The sequence below is a fragment of the Methylobacterium sp. 4-46 genome (genome assembly GCF_000019365.1).
Taxonomy (GTDB): domain Bacteria; phylum Pseudomonadota; class Alphaproteobacteria; order Rhizobiales; family Beijerinckiaceae; genus Methylobacterium.
This window is the reverse complement of the sequence record NC_010511.1, coordinates 4,277,688-4,295,236: the sequence shown is the minus strand read 5'-3', so window position 1 is coordinate 4,295,236 and position 17,549 is coordinate 4,277,688. Positions and strand designations below refer to the sequence as shown.

Annotated in this window: 12 protein-coding genes; 1 reads left to right on the top strand and 11 read right to left on the bottom strand. The window is 61.9% G+C overall.

Features of this window, described 5'->3' with window-relative positions:
* Nucleotides 1-113 precede the first annotated feature (113 nt).
* The 6 genes from M446_RS18440 to M446_RS18420 all read right to left on the bottom strand — a co-directional run bounded on the left by M446_RS18440 (nucleotide 114) and on the right by M446_RS18420 (nucleotide 11,478).
* Nucleotides 114-4,955 carry an NAD-glutamate dehydrogenase gene (locus M446_RS18440; protein ID WP_012333621.1) on the bottom strand — a complete coding sequence of 1,614 codons (4,842 nt, stop codon included), beginning with the start codon at nucleotides 4,953-4,955 and terminating at the stop codon, nucleotides 114-116.
* A 237-nt stretch (nucleotides 4,956-5,192) separates the two neighbouring features.
* A complete protein-coding gene (locus tag M446_RS18435) occupies nucleotides 5,193-5,567 on the bottom strand; it encodes a hypothetical protein (RefSeq protein ID WP_043701393.1) in 375 nt (124 codons plus the stop codon).
* Nucleotides 5,568-5,854: 287 nt separating this feature from the next.
* Nucleotides 5,855-7,246: a PLP-dependent aminotransferase family protein gene (locus M446_RS35550; RefSeq protein WP_012333620.1), complete on the bottom strand. Its 1,392-nt coding sequence runs from the start codon at nucleotides 7,244-7,246 to the stop codon at nucleotides 5,855-5,857.
* Nucleotides 7,247-7,577: 331 nt separating this feature from the next.
* Complete coding sequence (locus M446_RS18430) at nucleotides 7,578-8,813, bottom strand: NAD(P)/FAD-dependent oxidoreductase (protein WP_012333619.1); 1,236 nt, start codon at nucleotides 8,811-8,813, stop codon at nucleotides 7,578-7,580.
* Nucleotides 8,814-8,942: 129 nt separating this feature from the next.
* Nucleotides 8,943-10,376: an NAD-dependent succinate-semialdehyde dehydrogenase gene (locus M446_RS18425; protein WP_012333618.1), complete on the bottom strand. Its 1,434-nt coding sequence runs from the start codon at nucleotides 10,374-10,376 to the stop codon at nucleotides 8,943-8,945.
* Between the two features lie 202 nt (nucleotides 10,377-10,578).
* Nucleotides 10,579-11,478, bottom strand: coding sequence for a dihydrodipicolinate synthase family protein (locus M446_RS18420; protein ID WP_012333617.1), 900 nt, complete (start codon nucleotides 11,476-11,478; stop codon nucleotides 10,579-10,581).
* 628 nt (nucleotides 11,479-12,106) lie between these two features.
* Here M446_RS18420 and M446_RS18415 point away from each other — a divergent pair.
* Nucleotides 12,107-12,934 (top strand): hypothetical protein, encoded by an 828-nt coding sequence (locus tag M446_RS18415; protein WP_012333616.1) that lies wholly within the window; start codon nucleotides 12,107-12,109, stop codon nucleotides 12,932-12,934.
* A 121-nt stretch (nucleotides 12,935-13,055) separates the two neighbouring features.
* On the opposite strand, the gene M446_RS35545 is transcribed toward M446_RS18415, so the two are convergent.
* Genes M446_RS35545 through M446_RS18395 form a run of 5 tightly spaced genes read right to left on the bottom strand, consistent with a single transcriptional unit; the run spans nucleotide 13,056 to nucleotide 17,542 of the window.
* The gene (locus M446_RS35545; RefSeq protein ID WP_012333615.1) at nucleotides 13,056-13,763 is read right to left on the bottom strand and encodes an ABC transporter ATP-binding protein; all 708 of its coding nucleotides are present in this window, start codon (nucleotides 13,761-13,763) and stop codon (nucleotides 13,056-13,058) included.
* On the bottom strand, nucleotides 13,760-14,518 hold the full coding sequence (locus tag M446_RS18410) for an ABC transporter ATP-binding protein (RefSeq protein WP_012333614.1): 759 nt from the start codon (nucleotides 14,516-14,518) through the stop codon (nucleotides 13,760-13,762). The genes M446_RS35545 and M446_RS18410 overlap by 4 nt, the downstream gene beginning before the upstream one ends.
* On the bottom strand, nucleotides 14,515-15,402 hold the full coding sequence (locus tag M446_RS18405) for a branched-chain amino acid ABC transporter permease (RefSeq protein WP_012333613.1): 888 nt from the start codon (nucleotides 15,400-15,402) through the stop codon (nucleotides 14,515-14,517). Before M446_RS18405 ends, M446_RS18410 begins: the two co-directional genes overlap by 4 nt.
* The gene (locus tag M446_RS18400; protein ID WP_012333612.1) at nucleotides 15,402-16,268 is read right to left on the bottom strand and encodes a branched-chain amino acid ABC transporter permease; all 867 of its coding nucleotides are present in this window, start codon (nucleotides 16,266-16,268) and stop codon (nucleotides 15,402-15,404) included. Before M446_RS18400 ends, M446_RS18405 begins: the two co-directional genes overlap by 1 nt.
* Nucleotides 16,269-16,324: 56 nt before the next feature.
* Entirely contained in the window at nucleotides 16,325-17,542 is a 1,218-nt protein-coding gene (locus M446_RS18395) for an ABC transporter substrate-binding protein (protein WP_012333611.1), read from the bottom strand.
* Nucleotides 17,543-17,549: the final 7 nt, after the last annotated feature.

Sequence of the window (17,549 nt, the reverse complement as noted above, 5' to 3'; positions counted from 1 at the left end):
TGGCGGTTGGTCGGGTACCATCACGGCGACGGCGGCGGTCGCCAGGCCCTGCCGCCGCATCTTCTGCGCCGCATAGAAGACGAGCGTGTGTTGCACTCGTCGGTGTGAGTGAACTAGCCCCGCACGAGGTCACCGAGCAGGCTCGCTGCCACGGTCGTTTTCGAGAGTGTGAGTCCCGAGGCGGCGATGGCGTCTACTGTGTCGCGGATCCGGGTGCGCGCGGAGCCGCGCGCCCGGATCCATGCCGATACCGCTTCTGGGCCGGCGCCGATGTCTGCAATCACCTCCGCCGTCAGCTTGCGGTGGGCGCTCGCGATCCCCGTCACCGCCCGGTCCAAAGCGACCCGGTCGAATGTGTCAGCGACAGCCACCGTCCGCGCCGCGGCGGCAAGGTCGCCGAGGCGGAAGGCGTGCTCTATAGCGAAGTGAGTTGCCGCCACCTCCTCAACCGGCCGGCCGCTAACCTCGGCGACGCGCACGATGTCGGGAGCCGAGACCATCGCAGTGAGCGAGGCGAGCCGCCTGGCTTGCACCGGGGCCATGCCCGCCCCGGTCAGCTCCGCCACTCTTGCCTCGATCACTGCCCACGCCTCCTCGCCGAGCACCTTGGGCAAAGCTGCCTCGACGGCCGCAACGCCGTCGCGGTAGCGAGCGATGATCGGCGATAGTCCGACCGCGAGGTCGAGGTTGCGAATGAACCAGACGATGCGATTGGCGAGTAGGTCCTGCACCTCGGCGTAGAGGCTAAGCTGCGCCTGGCCCCCAATCCGCCCCCCGAGTCCGTCGATCGCGAGGTTCAGCTCCATTAGCCCGAAGGCGTCCCGCGTCACCGCGTAGGCCTTGGCGATAGCCGCCGCGTCCGCTCCCGTGCTGTCTACAAGTCGCGTTACGAGGGAGGGGCCGCCGCGATTGACGATGATGTTGGCGAGCGCCGTCGCGATGATCTCTCGGCGCAGCCGGTGACCCTTCACTTCGTGCGGAAAGCGCTCACGCAGCGCTTTTGGGAAATAGCGCTGCAACTCTCGGTCGAAGTACAGATCGTTCGGCACTGTGCTGTCGAAGATCGCATCATGCAGCCACAGCTTGGCGTAAGCGAGCAGCACCGCATATTCCGGCCGCGTCAGCCCCTCACCGCGGCGCATGCGCTCGGCGAGCGCTGCGTCGTCAGGCAGAAACTCCACCGCCCGGTCAAGGCGGCCTTCCGCCTCCAAGGCCTGCATAGTCCGCATCGCGAAGCCGGTCTCGCCGACGCCACCGTGCAGCGCCAGCGACAGGGCGAGCGTCTGCAATTCGTTGTTGCGCAGGACAAGGCGGCTGACCTCCTCCGTCATGTCAGCGAGCAGCGCGTTGCGGGACTTATCGGTGAGCCGCCCGTCGCGCTCCGGGCCCATCAGCGCGATCTTGATGTTCACTTCCACGTCTGAAGTGTTGACTCCAGCCGAGTTGTCGATGGCGTCGGTGTTGAGCCTCACGCCCCTGCGCGCCGCCTCGATGCGCCCGCGCTGCGTCAGCCCGAGATTAGCGCCCTCGCCGACCACCCGCGCCCGCAGGTCCGTGCCCGTCACCCGGATGGCATCGTTGGCGCGGTCGCCCGCCTCGTCGTCGGTCTCGCTCGTGGAGCGGACGTAGGTGCCGATGCCGCCGAACCAGAGCAAGTCGGCAGGGGCCTTGAGAATCGCCTGCATTAACTCGGCCGGTGTTACCTCGCTTCGGTCGAAGTGGAGCGCCGCCTGGGCTTCTGGCGAAAGCGGGATCGTCTTCAGCAAGCGGGAGAACACGCCGCCGCCGGCCGAGATCAGCGACCGATCGTAGTCCACCCAGGACGAGCGGCCGAGATCGAACAGCCGCTTGCGCTCGGCGAAGCTTCGCGCAGCGTCGGGGTTCGGGTCGAGGAAGATGTCACGATGGTCGAAGGCTGCCAGCAGCCGGAGGGTCGGCGACAGCAGCATGCCGTTGCCGAACACATCGCCGGACATGTCGCCAACGCCGACCACGGTGAAGGGATCGGATTGGGTGTCCACGTCCATCTCGCGGAAGTGGCGCTTGACCGCCTCCCAGGCGCCCCGCGCAGTGATGCCCATGCCCTTGTGGTCGTAGCCCTGGCTCCCGCCCGACGCGAAGGCGTCCCCGAGCCAGTGGCCGCGCTCCAGCGAGATGGCGTTCGCCACGTCCGAGAAGGTCGCGGTGCCCTTGTCCGCCGCGACCACGAGGTAAGCGTCGTCGGCGGGATCGTGCCGCACGGTGTCCTTTGGAGGCGCGATGGCGCCGTCCACGATGTTGTCGGTGAGCGAGAGCAGGGTGCGGATGAAGATCCGGTAGCTCTCGGTGCCCTCGGCCATCCAGGCCTGGCGGTCGGAGGCCGGCGGCAGGCGCTTGGGGAAGAAGCCGCCCTTGGCGCCCACCGGCACGATCACGGCGTTCTTGACCTGCTGCGCCTTCACGAGGCCGAGGACCTCGGTGCGGAAATCCTCCGGCCGATCCGACCAGCGCAGGCCCCCGCGGGCGACGTAGCCGAAGCGCAGGTGCACGCCCTCGACGCGCGGCGAGTAGACGAAGATCTCGAAGAGCGGCCGCGGCAGCGGCATTCCCACGACTTTCGCGCAGGCGAACTTGAAACTGATCGTGTCGCGCGGGCCTCCTTCCTCAGCCACCTGGAAGAAGTCCGTACGCAGGGCCGCTTCGACAAGGTTCACGAAGCGGCGCAGGATCCGATCCTCATCGAGGCTGGTGACACCGGACAACGCAGCCTCGATCTCGGCCCGCGCCACAGCTTCGGCTGCCACCCGGTCGCCTGTAGCAGCCGGATCGAACCGGGCGCGAAACAGGGCGACTAGCCCCTTGGCGATCACCGGGTGCCGCGCGAGCGTGCCAGCGATGTAGTCCTGCCCGTAGCGGATGCGGAGCTGGCGCAAGTACCTCCCGAGCGCTCGCAGCAGCGCCGCCTCGCGCCATGGCAGGGCGGCCTCAAGGACAAGGCGGTTGTAGCCATCGGACTCGGCGAGCCCATCGGCGACTGCCAGCATAGCCTCTTCGAGCACCGCCGCCTCGGCGAGGCTTATATCCGCACCCGTGGCACGCTCCAGGAGCATGTCATATAGCCAGACGCGGTCACCCTCGCCGACGCCAGAGGGCCGCACCTGGTAGGTGCGTTCGTTGATTACCCGGAAGCCCAGGTTTTCCAGGGCCGGCACGCGGTCGGACAGGGCAATCGAGGTGCCGCGCGAGAAAGCTTTGAGGCGGATCTGGTTCGCGGGATCGGTATCGCGGCGACCGATGTCGACTCCCCGCGGCCGGTCGGCCTTCAAGCGTTCGAGGATCGCGACGTCAGCGACCGCTACCTCCGGCAAGTAATTGTCACGGTATGCGACGGAGAATGCCTCGGCATAGCGCGCGGCCAACATGCGAGCACGGGCGCCGTCGCTGAGCGTGGCCAGCGCCGCGCGCAGGCTGTCGCCCCAGGTGCGCACGATCCCCGCGATCTCGGCCTCCAGCGCGCTGGGATCGCGCTCCGGCACGCCTGGCTCGGACAAGCCGATGATGTAGTGGGTTCGCGCCAGCGGCCCCTCAGGGAAATCCGGGTAGGCCGCGGAGAGATGGCCGCCGTAAGTCTCGGCGAGGTGGGCACCGATCCGGGCGCGCACAGTCGAGTCGTAGCGGTCTTTCGGCACGTAGACGAGCAGTGAGACGAAGCGGCCAAACTGATCCGGTCGCGACAGCACACGCAGGCGCGGCCGATCGGCAAGGCTTGCAATCGCCAGGGTGAAGTGGGTCAGCCGGTCGAGGTCGATCTGAAACAGTTCGTCGCGCGGATAGGTCTCCAGCACCGCGAGCAGGCTGCGCCCTGCATGGCTCGTAGGGTCGAGGCCAGCGCGATCGGCCGCCGCCGCCGCCTTGCGGCGCAGGATCGGCACCTCGTGGGCGGGATTGGCGTAAGCGGAGGCCGTGAACAGACCCACCACCCGCACCTCGCCAGACAGCTTGCCGTCCGCTGAGAACAGCTTGATCCCGATGTAGTCGAGGTAGCCCGCTCGGTGCACTCGCGCCTTAGCGCTGGCCTTGGTGATGATGAGCGCCTGCGGCTCCTGCAGGAAGGTGAGGATCTCCGGAGTGTAGTCGATCCAGCCGGGACCGGGCCGCAGCACTGCCGCGCCGCGATCACGCAGCACGCCGAGGCTAGACTCGGGCACCAGCGAGTACGTCTCACCCGCAATGCCGTGTTCCTGCATGCCGAGCAGGGTGAAATGGCCGTCCGCGAGCCAGTCGAGGAAGGCGCGCGCCTCAATCGTCTCGACCTCCGAGAGCAGCGGGGACCCTTGCCCGATGCCTGCAGACAGAGCGGCGAGGCGGACGCGCATCGCCTCAGCGTCGTCACTCACCAGCGCTACGTCGCGGTAAACCTCGCCGAGCTCGGCCTCCAGCCGCTCCCGCGCCGCCCCCTCGATCCGGTCGAGATGGATGTGGATCAGGCTCTCGCGGGCGAGCCCGCCGTGTGCCTCGGCCGTGGTCTCGCCGACGACCCGGACGAGGGCGCCGCCCGCGTCGCGCTCGACGCCAAGGATCGGGTGGGCCACGAAGTCAGGGGTCAGGCCGTGCTCAGTCAGCGCGGCCAGCGTCGAGTCGAGCAGGTAAGGACGGTTGTCGTTGATCACCTCAATCACGGTGATCTCACATGGCTGGGCGCTGCGCTCGATCGTGGCATCGCGCAGCCGCAGCCGCGCCGGATCGCCCGGCCGTCGGGGCTCAGCCAGGAAAGCGCGAGCGTCGCAGGCGAGGTCGGCGAGCACCGCGGCGGGATAAGAGGTCAGATCCTCCGGGGGCACCCGTCCGAACAGGTCACGCACGAAGCCTCCCCGCCCACCTGCTCGCGTGACCGCTTCGGCGGCCGTCTTGATGAGGCCGGTGCAGGCATTCTCTGCGTCAGAGGACGGCAGTACGGGGGTGGTCTCACGTGTCACAGCTCTTCCCCATTCGGATCGTGAGCGCACCAACAAGTATCAATATCGATGCGCAACACACAGCGTTTTTTTTCTAGCTCGTGACGTACGATTAATCGGAAATAACGATAAAATGGTTCGGATCGCTCCATCAGAGACGGGTAGGCTCGCACCGTCCACATAACTCAGATTTTCCAATTTTAATGAAATCGTCATTGGACCCGCACGGATTACTTCATCATTTCTGCTCGCGCTGTCTCAGCAAGCGGGACGTGCCCGCGCCACCCGGCAAGCAGCCAGATCCCAAGCACCACAACGCACGCTTTTCAGGAAGATCGGTCGGGAGAAATCCGGAGGCTCGTCGAGCGCGGTAGCAAGCGATTTGACCGACGCCCAGTCGGTCTCAGCCGCAACGACGTCGCCCGCCTCGCCCGGCGCACCGACAGTGTCGTCCATGTAAAGCTGGCTGCCCCGGGTCGAGCGGGCACCGATCTCGATTATGCCGAGGCGATAGGTGCCTACCCCGATCACGAGACGCGCGGGATCCGCCGCACCGTCACCTTCGCCGCAGCGACCGACCGTCCGTTCCACGCTCTCGATCTCCCCGCGCGCATATTCGTGCAGCACATCCATTGGGGCGCCTATAAAGCCGGGACAATCGAGGAGGCGTGCATTCGCCCCATCGTTGCGGATTTGCATGGCAGTCGTAAACTCCGATGGCCTTTGACGCGCTCAGATTTCAAACAACCGCGACGCACAACATGACATTCATCGCTTCTGAATTTTGAAGCGCGAGCCACTAAGCGCACGCTCAAATTCTCAAGTCAGCCGTCCGAAATAACGACGGAGTGGTTGCACTCGCCTTCGACACCTCTCGACAGTAAAAATCATTGGCGCCTCTTCGCTGCCTATTATCAAGTTCAAGCGACAGAGAAGACGCTCAGAGGTGGCCGAGCAAGGATCTCGCTAAGGATGGAGAGAGCACCGGAAAGCTCGCTTAGATCGTCTGGCGCACCTAGGCACACGCGAACGGCGCCCGGATCGTCGTCATCAACAGTGGAGGCGGTCGGAGGCGTTACGAGGATGCCCTGCCCGCGTGCCGCCGAAGTGAAACGCGATGCGGACCATTCCTGCGGCAAGGGCAGCCAGGCGTAGAAAGGGGGATTGTCCAGCTTCTCCACAAACGGAAAGAACTTCGCGAAGAGACGATACCGCTCGGTTGCCTGCCGCCTCCGCTCACGAATCAGCTCATCGAGCCTGCCGCTCTCGAGAAGACGAACCGCCAGGTCACCCAAGATGGGTGCAGCGAACCATGAGGAGGCGTGGACAAATAATTCAGCCCGACCCTTGAACGCGGGAGGAACCGAGAGTGTTCCGAGCCGAAAACCCGGTGCGACACACTTAGAATAAGACGTTGCATAGAAACTTCTTTCGGGCACGAGCGCCGCGATCGGAAGCGGCCTTTCAGGATAGAAGAAACTGTAGACGTCGTCCTCAATAATGAGGAGGTCAAGTTTTTCGGCCAATTCGGCAATGCGCTTTCGTCGCTGGAGACTCATGGTCCGCGCTGTCGGACTTTGTAGAGTCGGCATAGAGTAATAGACGCGGGCACCAGAAAGCCGGCACGCTGCCTCCAAGGCGTCAGGATCGGTGCCTTCATCATCAAGATCAACCGGCACGAGCGTGAGTGAGTTCGCGACTGCGATCGCCTTGAAGCCCGAGTAGGTGAGCCGATCGACGAGTATCTTGTCGCCTGGCTGTGCCACGAGACGCACGGCAATGTCGAGGGCATGCTGAGCGCCGTTGCACAGATACAGCAGCGCGGGATCAACGCTGAACGCATCATCCGAAATGGAGCGGGCAATGACTTCGCGATGATGCCCGATGCCTGAATGGGGATGATAATCGAGTAGTGGCGCTAGTTCTTGGGGACGGTAGACATCGCTCAGGAGCCCAGAGAGAACATCCGCCTCGCGACCATGAGCTGGCACATTGAGGGCCATGTTCACGGCTTGCGGCGCGGCCGCGCCGATTGGGACGGTCGATGCGCGCCTGCGCACAAAAGTCCCCTGCCCGACATGGCTGCTGACGATGCCCCGTTGCTCCGCCTCTTGATATGCTTTGCTGACAGTACCAACTGATAATCCGATCTGCGCAGCCAGTTCACGGTGCGGCGGGAGGCGCGAGCCGTCGACTAGACGGTTCTCCACGACGTCCTGCTCAAGCGCATTTACCAGAGCAAGGTAGCGCGGACCTTCCGACGACAGCTCCCGGGGCAGCCAGCCGAAAAACTTGGTCTTCTCCGAGGCCATGAAGCAATTTTCCTTGCGCTGATCTATCAACCGTAGGTCCGACTCTAGCGACCGCGTGTGACCAACGAATTAGCTCTTCGTTCGTATGGGTTCAGGCAGGTGGCACCAGTGGCGCGGCTGAGACACTCTTTCACCACGATCTCTGGGATACACGGCTTCAATCCGTGAACACAGGAGGAACGCGGCAACCGAACTCCACATTGACATTGATCAGGCCTGATGCAAGAAGGGGCAGTGCGGTACATGTACCAGGTCAAAGCGTTGAAAGTGAAGCGCTTGTTCAGTCGTTTCGCAGGAGATTTGCGCGGCCGCCCCGCAGTCGCCCCCACACCTACCTGACGCCGTACGGCGCGAGTGGGATGCGAGGGCGCCGGCCCGCGACGATGTCGGAAATCAAGGCAGCCGTCATAGGCGCCCCGCTGATCCCCAGGTGACCGTGCCCTGTCGCGAACAGGATGGCGGTGTGCTTCGGATGCGGTCCTATAATGGGTAGGCTGTCCGGAGTGGATGGACGGATGCCCATCCAATGTCGCACCGTACTGACTTGAAGGTCCGGTATCATACGGCGGGCTGCCACGAGAAGCTTGTCCGTCTGACTACTCCTGATAGGCGCGTCGGCCTTGTCGAATTCCGCTATGCCGACCACTCTCAACTCTTCTGAGAGCGGAGTCGCGACAAAGGCTGAAGCCGTGTCGGTGACGGGGCGGCTGATCGCGCCAGCGACATCCGACAGCGCCACATGGTAGCCTCGCTCACTCGCCATGGACAAGTATACGCCGAGGCTTCTCGCCAAATCACGACTGGCGATGCCGGCGGCAATGACGATCAAGTCGCAGCGATGAGAACCCAACGTTGTATGGAGCGTCACAGCCTCCGATCCCGGCTCAATGGACAAGACGCGCGCGTGCTGCACCTTCGTGTCGAATGATGTAGCGCGTGCATTTAAGCGCTCCACTAGCGCCACAGGAGAATCAACGTAACCGCTGCCCGGAAAGTAGACGCCGCGCTGATAGTCCTTGGACAGGTTCGGTTCTAGTTGCCGGATGTCTTCAGCGGAAATTTTCTCAAAGGTGGCCCCGTGGCTCATCCGCAACCGCTCGATTTGATCGTCGAGTCGGCCGCGCGTGGACTCTCGATAGACATGAAGAGCACCGCTAGGTCGGAAGATTTTAGTCCATTCGTCATCGCCCAGCAGGTCTTTGTATAGATCGGAGCACGGCGCATTAAGCGCGTTGAGAGCAGTGTATGTTTTCTCCCATCTCTTCGGAGAACCCGTCTCAATGAAACGCAGGAGCCATCCGATATTCCGAGGAAGCTCTCGAGCAGCGAGATGTACGGGTCCATTCCTGTCAGCAAGCCATCTCAGCGCACGCCACATCACCCCCGGATAGGACATCGGCAGCGAGGTCCCGGCATTGTACTGGGCACCGTTGCCCCAGGAGCAACCATGACCGACCTTGCCTTCCTCGAACACAGTCACGCGATGGCCTTCCCTGGAGAGGGAGAGGGCGCAGCTGATGCCGATGAGCCCTCCTCCCACAACGGCAATAGACCTCGCTTGTACCATTCGAACCTCCCGAGATTAGGGCGAGTCTATGCTAAGCGAAAAGCTCTACGGCTCTTCGGTAGATCGGACTCGCGCTAGCTCTGTGGGTCGACGGAAGGTTCTCCCGACGTAGAAAGAACCACGTCGCGCTCAGACGTGAAGGTGGCCTACGTATTTCTTACTCATATAGGCCTCAAGACCCTCAATCCCGCCCTCACGCCCCCAGCCACTATCTCCGACGCCGCCGAAGGGCGTCTCAGGGATTGTAACAACCATCTGGTTGATCCCGATGACACCGACAGCTAGTTCTTCGGAGATGCGGTTCGCCGTCGCTGAGGAACTCGTGAAAGCGTATCCGGCTAGGCCGTAGGGCAGCGAATTCGCCCGCGCGAGCGCGTGGCCGATGTCTTCGACCGGCTGCACGAGGGCCAGCGGGCCGAATGGTTCGTGCGACATCGCCTTAGCGTGATCCGGAATGTCCGCGAGGATAGTAGGCTTGTACATGAGCCCGACCCCGTCGATACGCTCTCCGCCGGCGATGAGCCGAGCCTGGTGCGAGAGAGCATCCGAAATCAGGTCGTCCATGGCAGCGACGCGGCGGGCGTTCGCGACAGGTCCGACCGTCGTCTCGGGCCACAGGCCGTCGCCGACCACCTGCTTCTCGACGAGAGCGCGCGCGTGCTCCAGATACTCCTCGTAAGCGGGGCGTTCTACGAAGAAGCGCGTCGGCGACGTGCAAACCTGCCCCGTGTTACGCAGCTTGACCGCCATCGACAGCTCGGCGGCGCGACGGATATCGGCGTCCTTCGCAACAATGACTGGGGCATGTCCGCCGAGTTCCATCGTGGCCAGCGTCAGCGTCTCTCCCGCGATGCGCGCAAGATGGCGGCCAACTGGGGTCGATCCGGTGAACGAGATCTTGCGGATCACGGGAGATCTCAGAAGATACTCCGAGACTTCTGCCGGGTTGCCGAATACAACGTTGAGCACGCCGGCCGGTAGGCCGGCATCGCTAAGCGCACGCGCAATCTCTAGCGTCGTGCCCGGAGTTTCCTCAGCCGGCTTGATGATGCAGGTGCACCCTGCCGCCAGAGCAGGCGCGATCTTTCGGGCCGGGGTCACGGCCGGGAAGTTCCACGGGGTAAAACAGGCGACGGGGCCGATCGGCTCCTGCGTCACGGTTTGAAGCATGCCGGCGAGTCGGGCAGGGATGATGCGCCCGTAACTCCGCCGTCCCTCTTCGGCGAACCAATCGAAGAACTCTGCCGCAGCTGTGATCTCTCCCTTGGCCTCTGCAAGCGTCTTGCCCTCCTCGAGCGTCAGCACAGTCGCGATGTGAACGAGTCGCTCACGCATGAGGATGGCGGCGCGCCGCAGGATCTGCCCACGCTCATAAGGCGACGTGCGCTTCCAGCCGTGGAAGGCGCGATCTGCCGCCGCGAGCGCTCGATCCAACTCCGGCCGGCCGGCGTGAGGCAGCGTGCCGAGCGGCTGCTCTGTTGCCGGATTGAGAACCACTTCGCTGCCGGCACTGGCTTCCTCAATCCACTCGCCATCAATAAATAGGGCCAATTTCGTATACATAGCCGTCCTTCAGAAAGTGCGGGCTTTCGCACGCGAATGCCGATCGAAACGAGCCCGGATAGCTCGGTCCGGAAATTTACGAGGTCCTCTCACCTAACGCGCCCACGATCCCGGTGCGCACGCAACCATCTACGTGCTCGCAACGTCACCCTTTGTTTGATCGGACGTTCCGGAGAGAGGCGTGGGCGGACGCCGTGATGCTTCAGGTCTTCGCCCAGCGGCTCAGCCCGGCCTCTCCGATAATCTTGGCAATCGCAGCTTTCTGGTCGCCGGTCAGGGGAAGCAGCGGCAGACGCGGCCCACCTGCGTCACGTCCAAGCTGTGTCATGGTCTCTTTGATTGCGGCGTAATAGGCGCCTGATTGGAAGCAGCGGTAGAATGCGAAGACATCGCGGCCCATGTCATCCACGGACTCACCGCCTTTCAACGCTTGATCCCAGTAATCGCGAATGAGAGGCCCCGCGATCTGATGTGCCATGGCGATGACGCCGTGAGCACCTACCGCACGGGCCGGTACGATCATGGTTTCGTACCCCACGAACACGCGAAGGCTGCCGCCGACACGCTGCACTAGCTCGGTGACCTGATTAATCAGCCCGGAGCTGTCCTTGATTGCAACGACCGTGGGAAGCTTGGAGAGCTGCTCGACCAGCGCCGGATTGATATCAATACCTGCGCGCCTTGGGCTGTTGTACAGCATCAACGGCAGCGAGCTGCTCCGAGAGACGTGCTCAAAGAAGGCGACGATCTCACGCGGGCTTGGCATGGCGTAAATGGGCGGCAGAATCATCCCACCGACGCAACCCGCTGCGACCGCGGCCTGGCAGGCATCAACCACATCCTCAACGCGGAGGTCGGCAACTCCGGCCAAGACGGGAATTCGACCGGCTACATGATCGACCGTGAGCTTATAGAGGCGGGCGCGCTCACTGATCGTGAGTGCATAGAACTCGCCCGTGCTACCGGCCGCAACGATGCCGCGAGCACCGTTCCTGATCGCTTCATCGATCAGCTCCTTGTATCGCAGCTCGTTGATAGACCCGTCTGGCCCAAACGGGGTTACGAGAACCGGGAAGATGCCGCCCCAGTCAATATTTGCCATAGCAGTGTCCTCCAGAATGAGTTGATGTTTGAGCGAGAGCGGCCGCGAGCGGACCGAGTATGCACGCTTTGATGTAGCCGACTTCCTCACCGCCTATGGCAGGGAGCCCCAGCCTCTCGCGAACCTTGATCCGGCCAAGACCCAATCGGGCATCTTTAGGCCGGCTCGGGCGCGCCACTTATTAAGGCCACGGAAGCCCCCTGCGAACACAGGCGCCTCGACGATTGCCGTTCCATACTCATTCCTGGCCCGCCGCGTCCTATGTCATTCGCATCATGCTATATATCAATCCGGGCGCATGACACAAGCACGATCTGCGGTTTTTCGGTCTTGTTCGGTCCACAAAACTACGGCATATGGAAACACGATGCGCGCAATGCCGGCACATTGGTCCGCAATCCAGCGCCCAATGGGCCCGTCTTGCACCATCTTCGCAGGCGTGGTGCACGCCTCGTGGCGTTTTTCCGACCGCCGTCGCTGTTCGCGGAGCGAGCATCGACTCGTCACGCCTCTGTGGACGAGCCGTCTTAGCCCGCCGAGAGAGGATTTCCCGTCTTGAGGTAGGTCGAGGCCCAGCTCTCGGCGTCGGCGCTCGACATGTCCGTCACAGGCCCGAGGATGACATCACATGAAACCTTCTATCACGCATGTATCGGGATCGACCGACGCGGTCGGTGTTTTTGGCGCCGGACGCCTCGGGGACGCGGTCGCCACCCGAATGAGGGAGGGAGGCAAGCACGTCATTACGTGGAGCCGTCGCTTCGGTGATTCCGCATCGCCTCCGGTAGCTGGCAAGAAATCTGGCAACGATTTCAATGTTGTCATACAGTCTCGCGTCATTTTCTCCGCAATCCCGAACCAAGCCTTGGTGGGGCTAGCTGAGCGCCGTGGTCTTCGCAGCTTCGATGGCGTCATGTTCGCCATGGGGATCGACGCCGAGGTGAGCATCGTGCGCCAGGCTCTCCCGAATGCGCTGGTGACGCGGCTCAGCCCGGCCATTCCCCAGGACGGGGGCGAAGTTCGTTCGATCGGACTTCTGGACGATGTCGCGCGGGCCGATCCTCGAATTTCATCAGCGATCGCGGCTCTCCAGCTACTGGGCCCGACCAGTTGGATGGAAGAGGAACAGGCCTATGATCTGATGACGCTCCTAGCGGGTCCGCTCCTGACACTAATCAGGTCATCACTCGCAAGGACGATAGAGGACAGTTTAACCGAACGTGGTCTCACGCCCGCAGCGCTGGACGATGTGATGCACGTCGTGTTCGATGAACTAACCAGGAGGCTGCGTGGACACCACGCGGCCTCGAAGCAAGCGGAGGGCCACAGGGCCACGCCGGGAGGCGTCACGGAGGTGGCCCTGTCATACTCTACGCAGGTGAGCGAACAACTTGGCGCTATCGTCGGCAAGATGCTCGGTCACATGCAGCGCCTGAGAGTACCAGCACAGGAGTGATCGCGGGCCGGCCTGGCCGTCGACCGGTCCGGTACTTCGGACGTTCGGCTCGGCGAGACACTCGACGGGCCGCCGATCATTACAGCGAGTCTCGGGAGCTTAAAACTGCCTGGTCCGGCAATCAAGTGGAGTAACGCCCCAGATACAGATCCGCTGCCTTCTCATCGTTCAGCAATTTGTTCGCCGAACCCGCCATCTCGACGCGCCCACCATCCATGATCGCTCCGCGGTTTGAGATAGCCAACGCTTGCCGAGCCCTTTGCTCGATCAGCAGGATACCGGTGCCGTCTGCTGCCAGGGACGCAATGCGAGAGAAGCTGTCGGCGACCAATGCCGGAGATAGGGCAGCCGTTGGCTCGTCGAGCACCACCACGCGAGGTCGTGTCATGAGGGCTCTCGCATACGCCAATTGCTGACGCTCGCCGCCGGAGAGTCTCCCTGCACGCGCCCGCTTGCGTTCGGCCAAGGCAGGGAACTGTCTGAACACCTCGGCAATTCGCGATTTTGAATCACGCACTCCCTGAACAACTTCGAGGTTCTCGATGATCGTCAATGAAGGAAAGACATTAGCCACCTGCGGCACATAGCCGATACCATTCTGGGCCCGCTTCTCGGTTGCTAGTCGCGTAACATCTCTTCCTCCGAGCCGCACACTCCCCTCAACGCGCGGCAGCAGCCCGACCACGGCCTTCGCAAGAGTAGATTTCCCCGCACCGTTTGTTCCGGCAACCGTCAGTATTTCACCTGCTTCGAGTTCAAGGTCGATGCCATTCAGGATGTCGACCTCGCCGTAGCCACCCTTCAGGCCCTCGATGGACAGAACAATCATGACGACCCTCCGAGATAGGCCTCGCGAACCTGCTTGGACGCCAGCACATGAGCCGGAAGGCCGGACGCAATCAGGCGCCCACGATCCATCACGTGAAGCGTAGAGACGAGACGAGTGAGTGCACCGAGATCATGTTCAATGATTAGGAAGCCGATGCCCCGGTTCTTCAACTCCCGAATGCGCTCCGCGATCTCCTCAATCAGAACTGGATTTACACCAGCGAAAGGTTCGTCCAATAAGATCAGCTTGGCACCAGTCATCAGCGCACGACCGAGCTCGAGAAGCTTTTTCTGACCTCCAGAAAGCCGGCCAGCCGGCGAGTTCGCGATCCGCGTGAGTCGCAGAAAGTCCAGCATGGCATCGGCTTCAGAGGAGATCACCTTCTCTTCCTGACGAACTTTTCTGATTTTAAAGAAGAGGTCGGCGATGCGCTCGCCGCTCTGTTTTGGCGCCGCCGCCATCAGGTTCTGCTTGACGGTCAGATGACTGAATTCCCGGGGTACCTGGAAAGTGCGCACCATTCCAGCTCTCGCTCGTTCGACCGAGGAGAGATGGCCGATTTGTTTGCCGTCGAGACGAACTGCCCCCTCGCTGGCGGCCAGGAACCCGGTCACTAGCGAGAACAGCGTCGACTTGCCGGCGCCGTTGGGGCCGATGACCCCGACCACGTCGCCGGGCGGAACAGAGAACGAAACCCCATCGACGACCCGAAGCGCGCCGTAGACTTTCGTCAGACCCTCTATCTTAAGGTTCATCGCTTTGTATAATCCCCCATGAGGCCTTGGGGCCGGTAGAGCGTGAAGAGGACCAGAGCGAGCCCGATCACACCGAGGCGGATGCTGGCCATCTCGACCTCGGAAACGAACGGGATGAAGCCTCGCAGAAAGCGTGATCCCTCCAGGAAGAACATTAGAATGAGTGTGCCAACAAGCGCGCCCGAGATTGGCCCGACTCCGCCGATAATGATTGCCATCCAAATGTAAAATGTGATCAGCGGTATGAATTGCTCGGGGACGATGTACCCGATGTAGTGTGCATAAAACCCCCCAGCAATACCAGCGAGAGCAGCGCCAAGCATGAGAACTTGGATCTTGAACGTCGACGGGTCTTTGCCAAGCGCCTTCACAGCTTCTTCGTTGTCTCGAATTGCCTCGATCATTCGACCGAACGGAGATCGGACGATGCGCGACTTGGACAGACCAGCCAGCATGTTTACGGCGACTAGAAGGAGTAGCACGGCTAGGGCCTGGGCGGTGCCCGTCCCGAGGAAAGCGAACAGCTTGGGTATACCGGTAATGCCCTGCACGCCCTTCGTCAGCCATTTCTCGCTCGTGACGACGATCCGCACCACTTCCGAGAAGCCCAGCGAGACGATGGCGAAGTAATCGTCCCGAAGTTTGAGGCTAATGAGGCCGAGGGGCCAAGCCGCGAGGGCGGCGAGGGCTGCGCCTGCGAGAAAGGCGAAAGGCCAAGGAACCGATACTTGGCTTAATAACGCCGCTGTGTAGGCTCCGATACAGAAGAATCCAACATGACCGAAATTGGTAATGCCAGTTAGCCCGTATTGTAGATTCAGCCCAAGAGCTAAAAGTACATAGATTCCGCTAATGATCAGAATCGCGATGATGTAAGCTTCCATCAGCGAACCCCTTCAATTTGACCGAATAAACCCCGCGGGCGCACAAGCAACACGAGCAGCAGAACGAAGAACGAGATAGCTATCTTGTAGGTGAACCCGACGAGAGGCGTCGCGACCTCCTGCAAGGTTCCGAGGAGGATGCCAGCGCAGATCGCGCCAACCGGATTACCAATTCCGCCCAGGATCGCGGCGGCGAACGCTGGAAGGAGCATGTCCCACCCCATCTCCGGCGTTACAACAGTCTTGATCCCATACATGACGCCAGCCACTGCGGAGACAGAGCCGGCCAAAACCCACAGCGCGATCATGATGCGGGAGGGAGAAATGCCGGAGACCTTCGCCAGACCAGGGTCGTCGGCGACGGCTCGCATGCAGCGGCCAATCGGCGTCGCGTAGAGGATTAAGAAGACGACTGACAGAGCGATTACGGCTACAATCACCAGGTTCAGATCGGCGGGTTGGAACCGGACATCGAGGATGCGCCAGGGTCGTTCGAGGGGAAGCTGAAAGACCTGCTGCTGATGCCCGAAACCGACACCGATCACGGCGCGCAAGAAGAACGCTATGCCGATCGACGCGAGAAGATTGGTTACAGAGGAGCGGCCCGATAGCTTCCGGAACACTAGCAGGTAGGCGAGGATGGCGAGGGCTCCACCCGTTAGCGCGCCGAAGAGGCCTCCGATGATGACTGAATCCGTCAAGGCAGCCACCGACAGCGCGATATAAGCGCCAGCTGTCATCACATCACCCGTCGCTGCGTTCGGAAATCGTGCGATGCCGAAGACAAGTGTGATCGCGAGAGCAGATAGGCCCACGACCAATCCCGACATGAGGCCGCCGATGAAAAGTTCAGCGAAAGCTGGCATGCTAGCTCCATTGGCGTAGGAAGTGCGGCGGGGACGCCGACCTTCCTCGAAGCCGGTCAGATCTTGACGATATACTTACGATTGATCTTGCCATGCTCGACGATTGCAAGATCGAAGTCCGGCATCACGTCAGAGCTGTCGTTGAAATCGACTGTAGATGACGCGCCATCGTAGTTGATTTTTCCGGTCCTGAGCGCCTCCTTGCCTTCAGAAAAGCTCGAGACCTGCTTGCCAGGGGGATTTGCAATTTCTTTGATTTTGGCGTTAACATCGTAGACTTCCGCATTCGGGCCAGCAGCTTCTATCGCGAGCGCTAGCACAATCACCATATCCCACGCCATGGCAGCGTAGATGTTCACCGCGCCCGATTCGCGCATTGCCTTTCGGTAGGCTGCGTCATACCTGCTGTAAGCTGTGGACGCCTCGTTTGAAATAGAGTTCACCACCAGCAAGCCTTCACTCGCATTCGGTCCAACAGCCTTGATTAGGTCGGCATTCGCAGCATGGCCGGGAATGAGCCATTTCTGGGCGTCACCTGTCTGGAACCATTCACGCACGATGATGGTGGTGTCGGCCAGGTAGGATCCTAGGACGATCACGTCGGGCTTGGCCGACAGTACCCGCTGTAGTTCCGACCGGTAGCTGGGCTGGCTGGGCTCATAAACTACGGCTTCGACGACCTTGCCGCCCTTCGCTACCCACGCCTTGCGAAAGCCTTCGACGATGCCGATGGCTGAGGCGTTGTTGAAGGCCATCGTTGCAGGCCGCTTGAAGCCTTCCTTTGTACAGACTTCGGCAAATGCCTTCCCGAATCCGTCACCCGTTGTGTTGAACCGATAGACCAGTTTCTTAGCGTTAACATGCGGACTCGTCAACTCTGGCGCGCCGGAGGTGGCCATGAAGATGGCGTTTGCGTCATTCGCGATGGGAATCGTCGCCAGAGCGACGCCGGAGGACCAAACTCCGACCAGCGCTTGGACCTTGTTGATCTCGACTAGCTTCTTGGCAGCGAGGACGCCCGCCTGTGGCTGGCTTTGATCGTCCTCGGCCAAGACCTCGATCCTCCGCCCTCCGGCGCCTCCGGCCGCATTCACCTCTTCCGCGGCCGCAAGGATCATCTTCTGCATACCGGTGCCGTAGGCGGCGCCGGCGCCGGTGATGGGATTCAGAGCGCCAATCCGGAAGGTCGCGCCTGTCTGGGCGCCGCCGCTGCGGACCGACGACAGCAACGTCGCACTCGCCAGAGCAGCAATAGCTCGTCTACGGTTAATCATCGGTTAA

Coding starts and splice junctions, on each gene's coding strand:
- M446_RS18435 (WP_043701393.1), bottom strand. CDS start 5,567: ATGGATGTGCTGCACGAATATGCGCGCGGGGAGATCGAGAGCGTGGAA.
- M446_RS35550 (WP_012333620.1), bottom strand. CDS start 7,246: ATGGCCTCGGAGAAGACCAAGTTTTTCGGCTGGCTGCCCCGGGAGCTG.
- M446_RS18430 (WP_012333619.1), bottom strand. CDS start 8,813: ATGGTACAAGCGAGGTCTATTGCCGTTGTGGGAGGAGGGCTCATCGGC.
- M446_RS18425 (WP_012333618.1), bottom strand. CDS start 10,376: ATGTATACGAAATTGGCCCTATTTATTGATGGCGAGTGGATTGAGGAA.
- M446_RS18420 (WP_012333617.1), bottom strand. CDS start 11,478: ATGGCAAATATTGACTGGGGCGGCATCTTCCCGGTTCTCGTAACCCCG.
- M446_RS18415 (WP_012333616.1), top strand. CDS start 12,107: ATGAAACCTTCTATCACGCATGTATCGGGATCGACCGACGCGGTCGGT.
- M446_RS35545 (WP_012333615.1), bottom strand. CDS start 13,763: ATGATTGTTCTGTCCATCGAGGGCCTGAAGGGTGGCTACGGCGAGGTC.
- M446_RS18410 (WP_012333614.1), bottom strand. CDS start 14,518: ATGAACCTTAAGATAGAGGGTCTGACGAAAGTCTACGGCGCGCTTCGG.
- M446_RS18405 (WP_012333613.1), bottom strand. CDS start 15,402: ATGGAAGCTTACATCATCGCGATTCTGATCATTAGCGGAATCTATGTA.
- M446_RS18400 (WP_012333612.1), bottom strand. CDS start 16,268: ATGCCAGCTTTCGCTGAACTTTTCATCGGCGGCCTCATGTCGGGATTG.
- M446_RS18395 (WP_012333611.1), bottom strand. CDS start 17,542: ATGATTAACCGTAGACGAGCTATTGCTGCTCTGGCGAGTGCGACGTTG.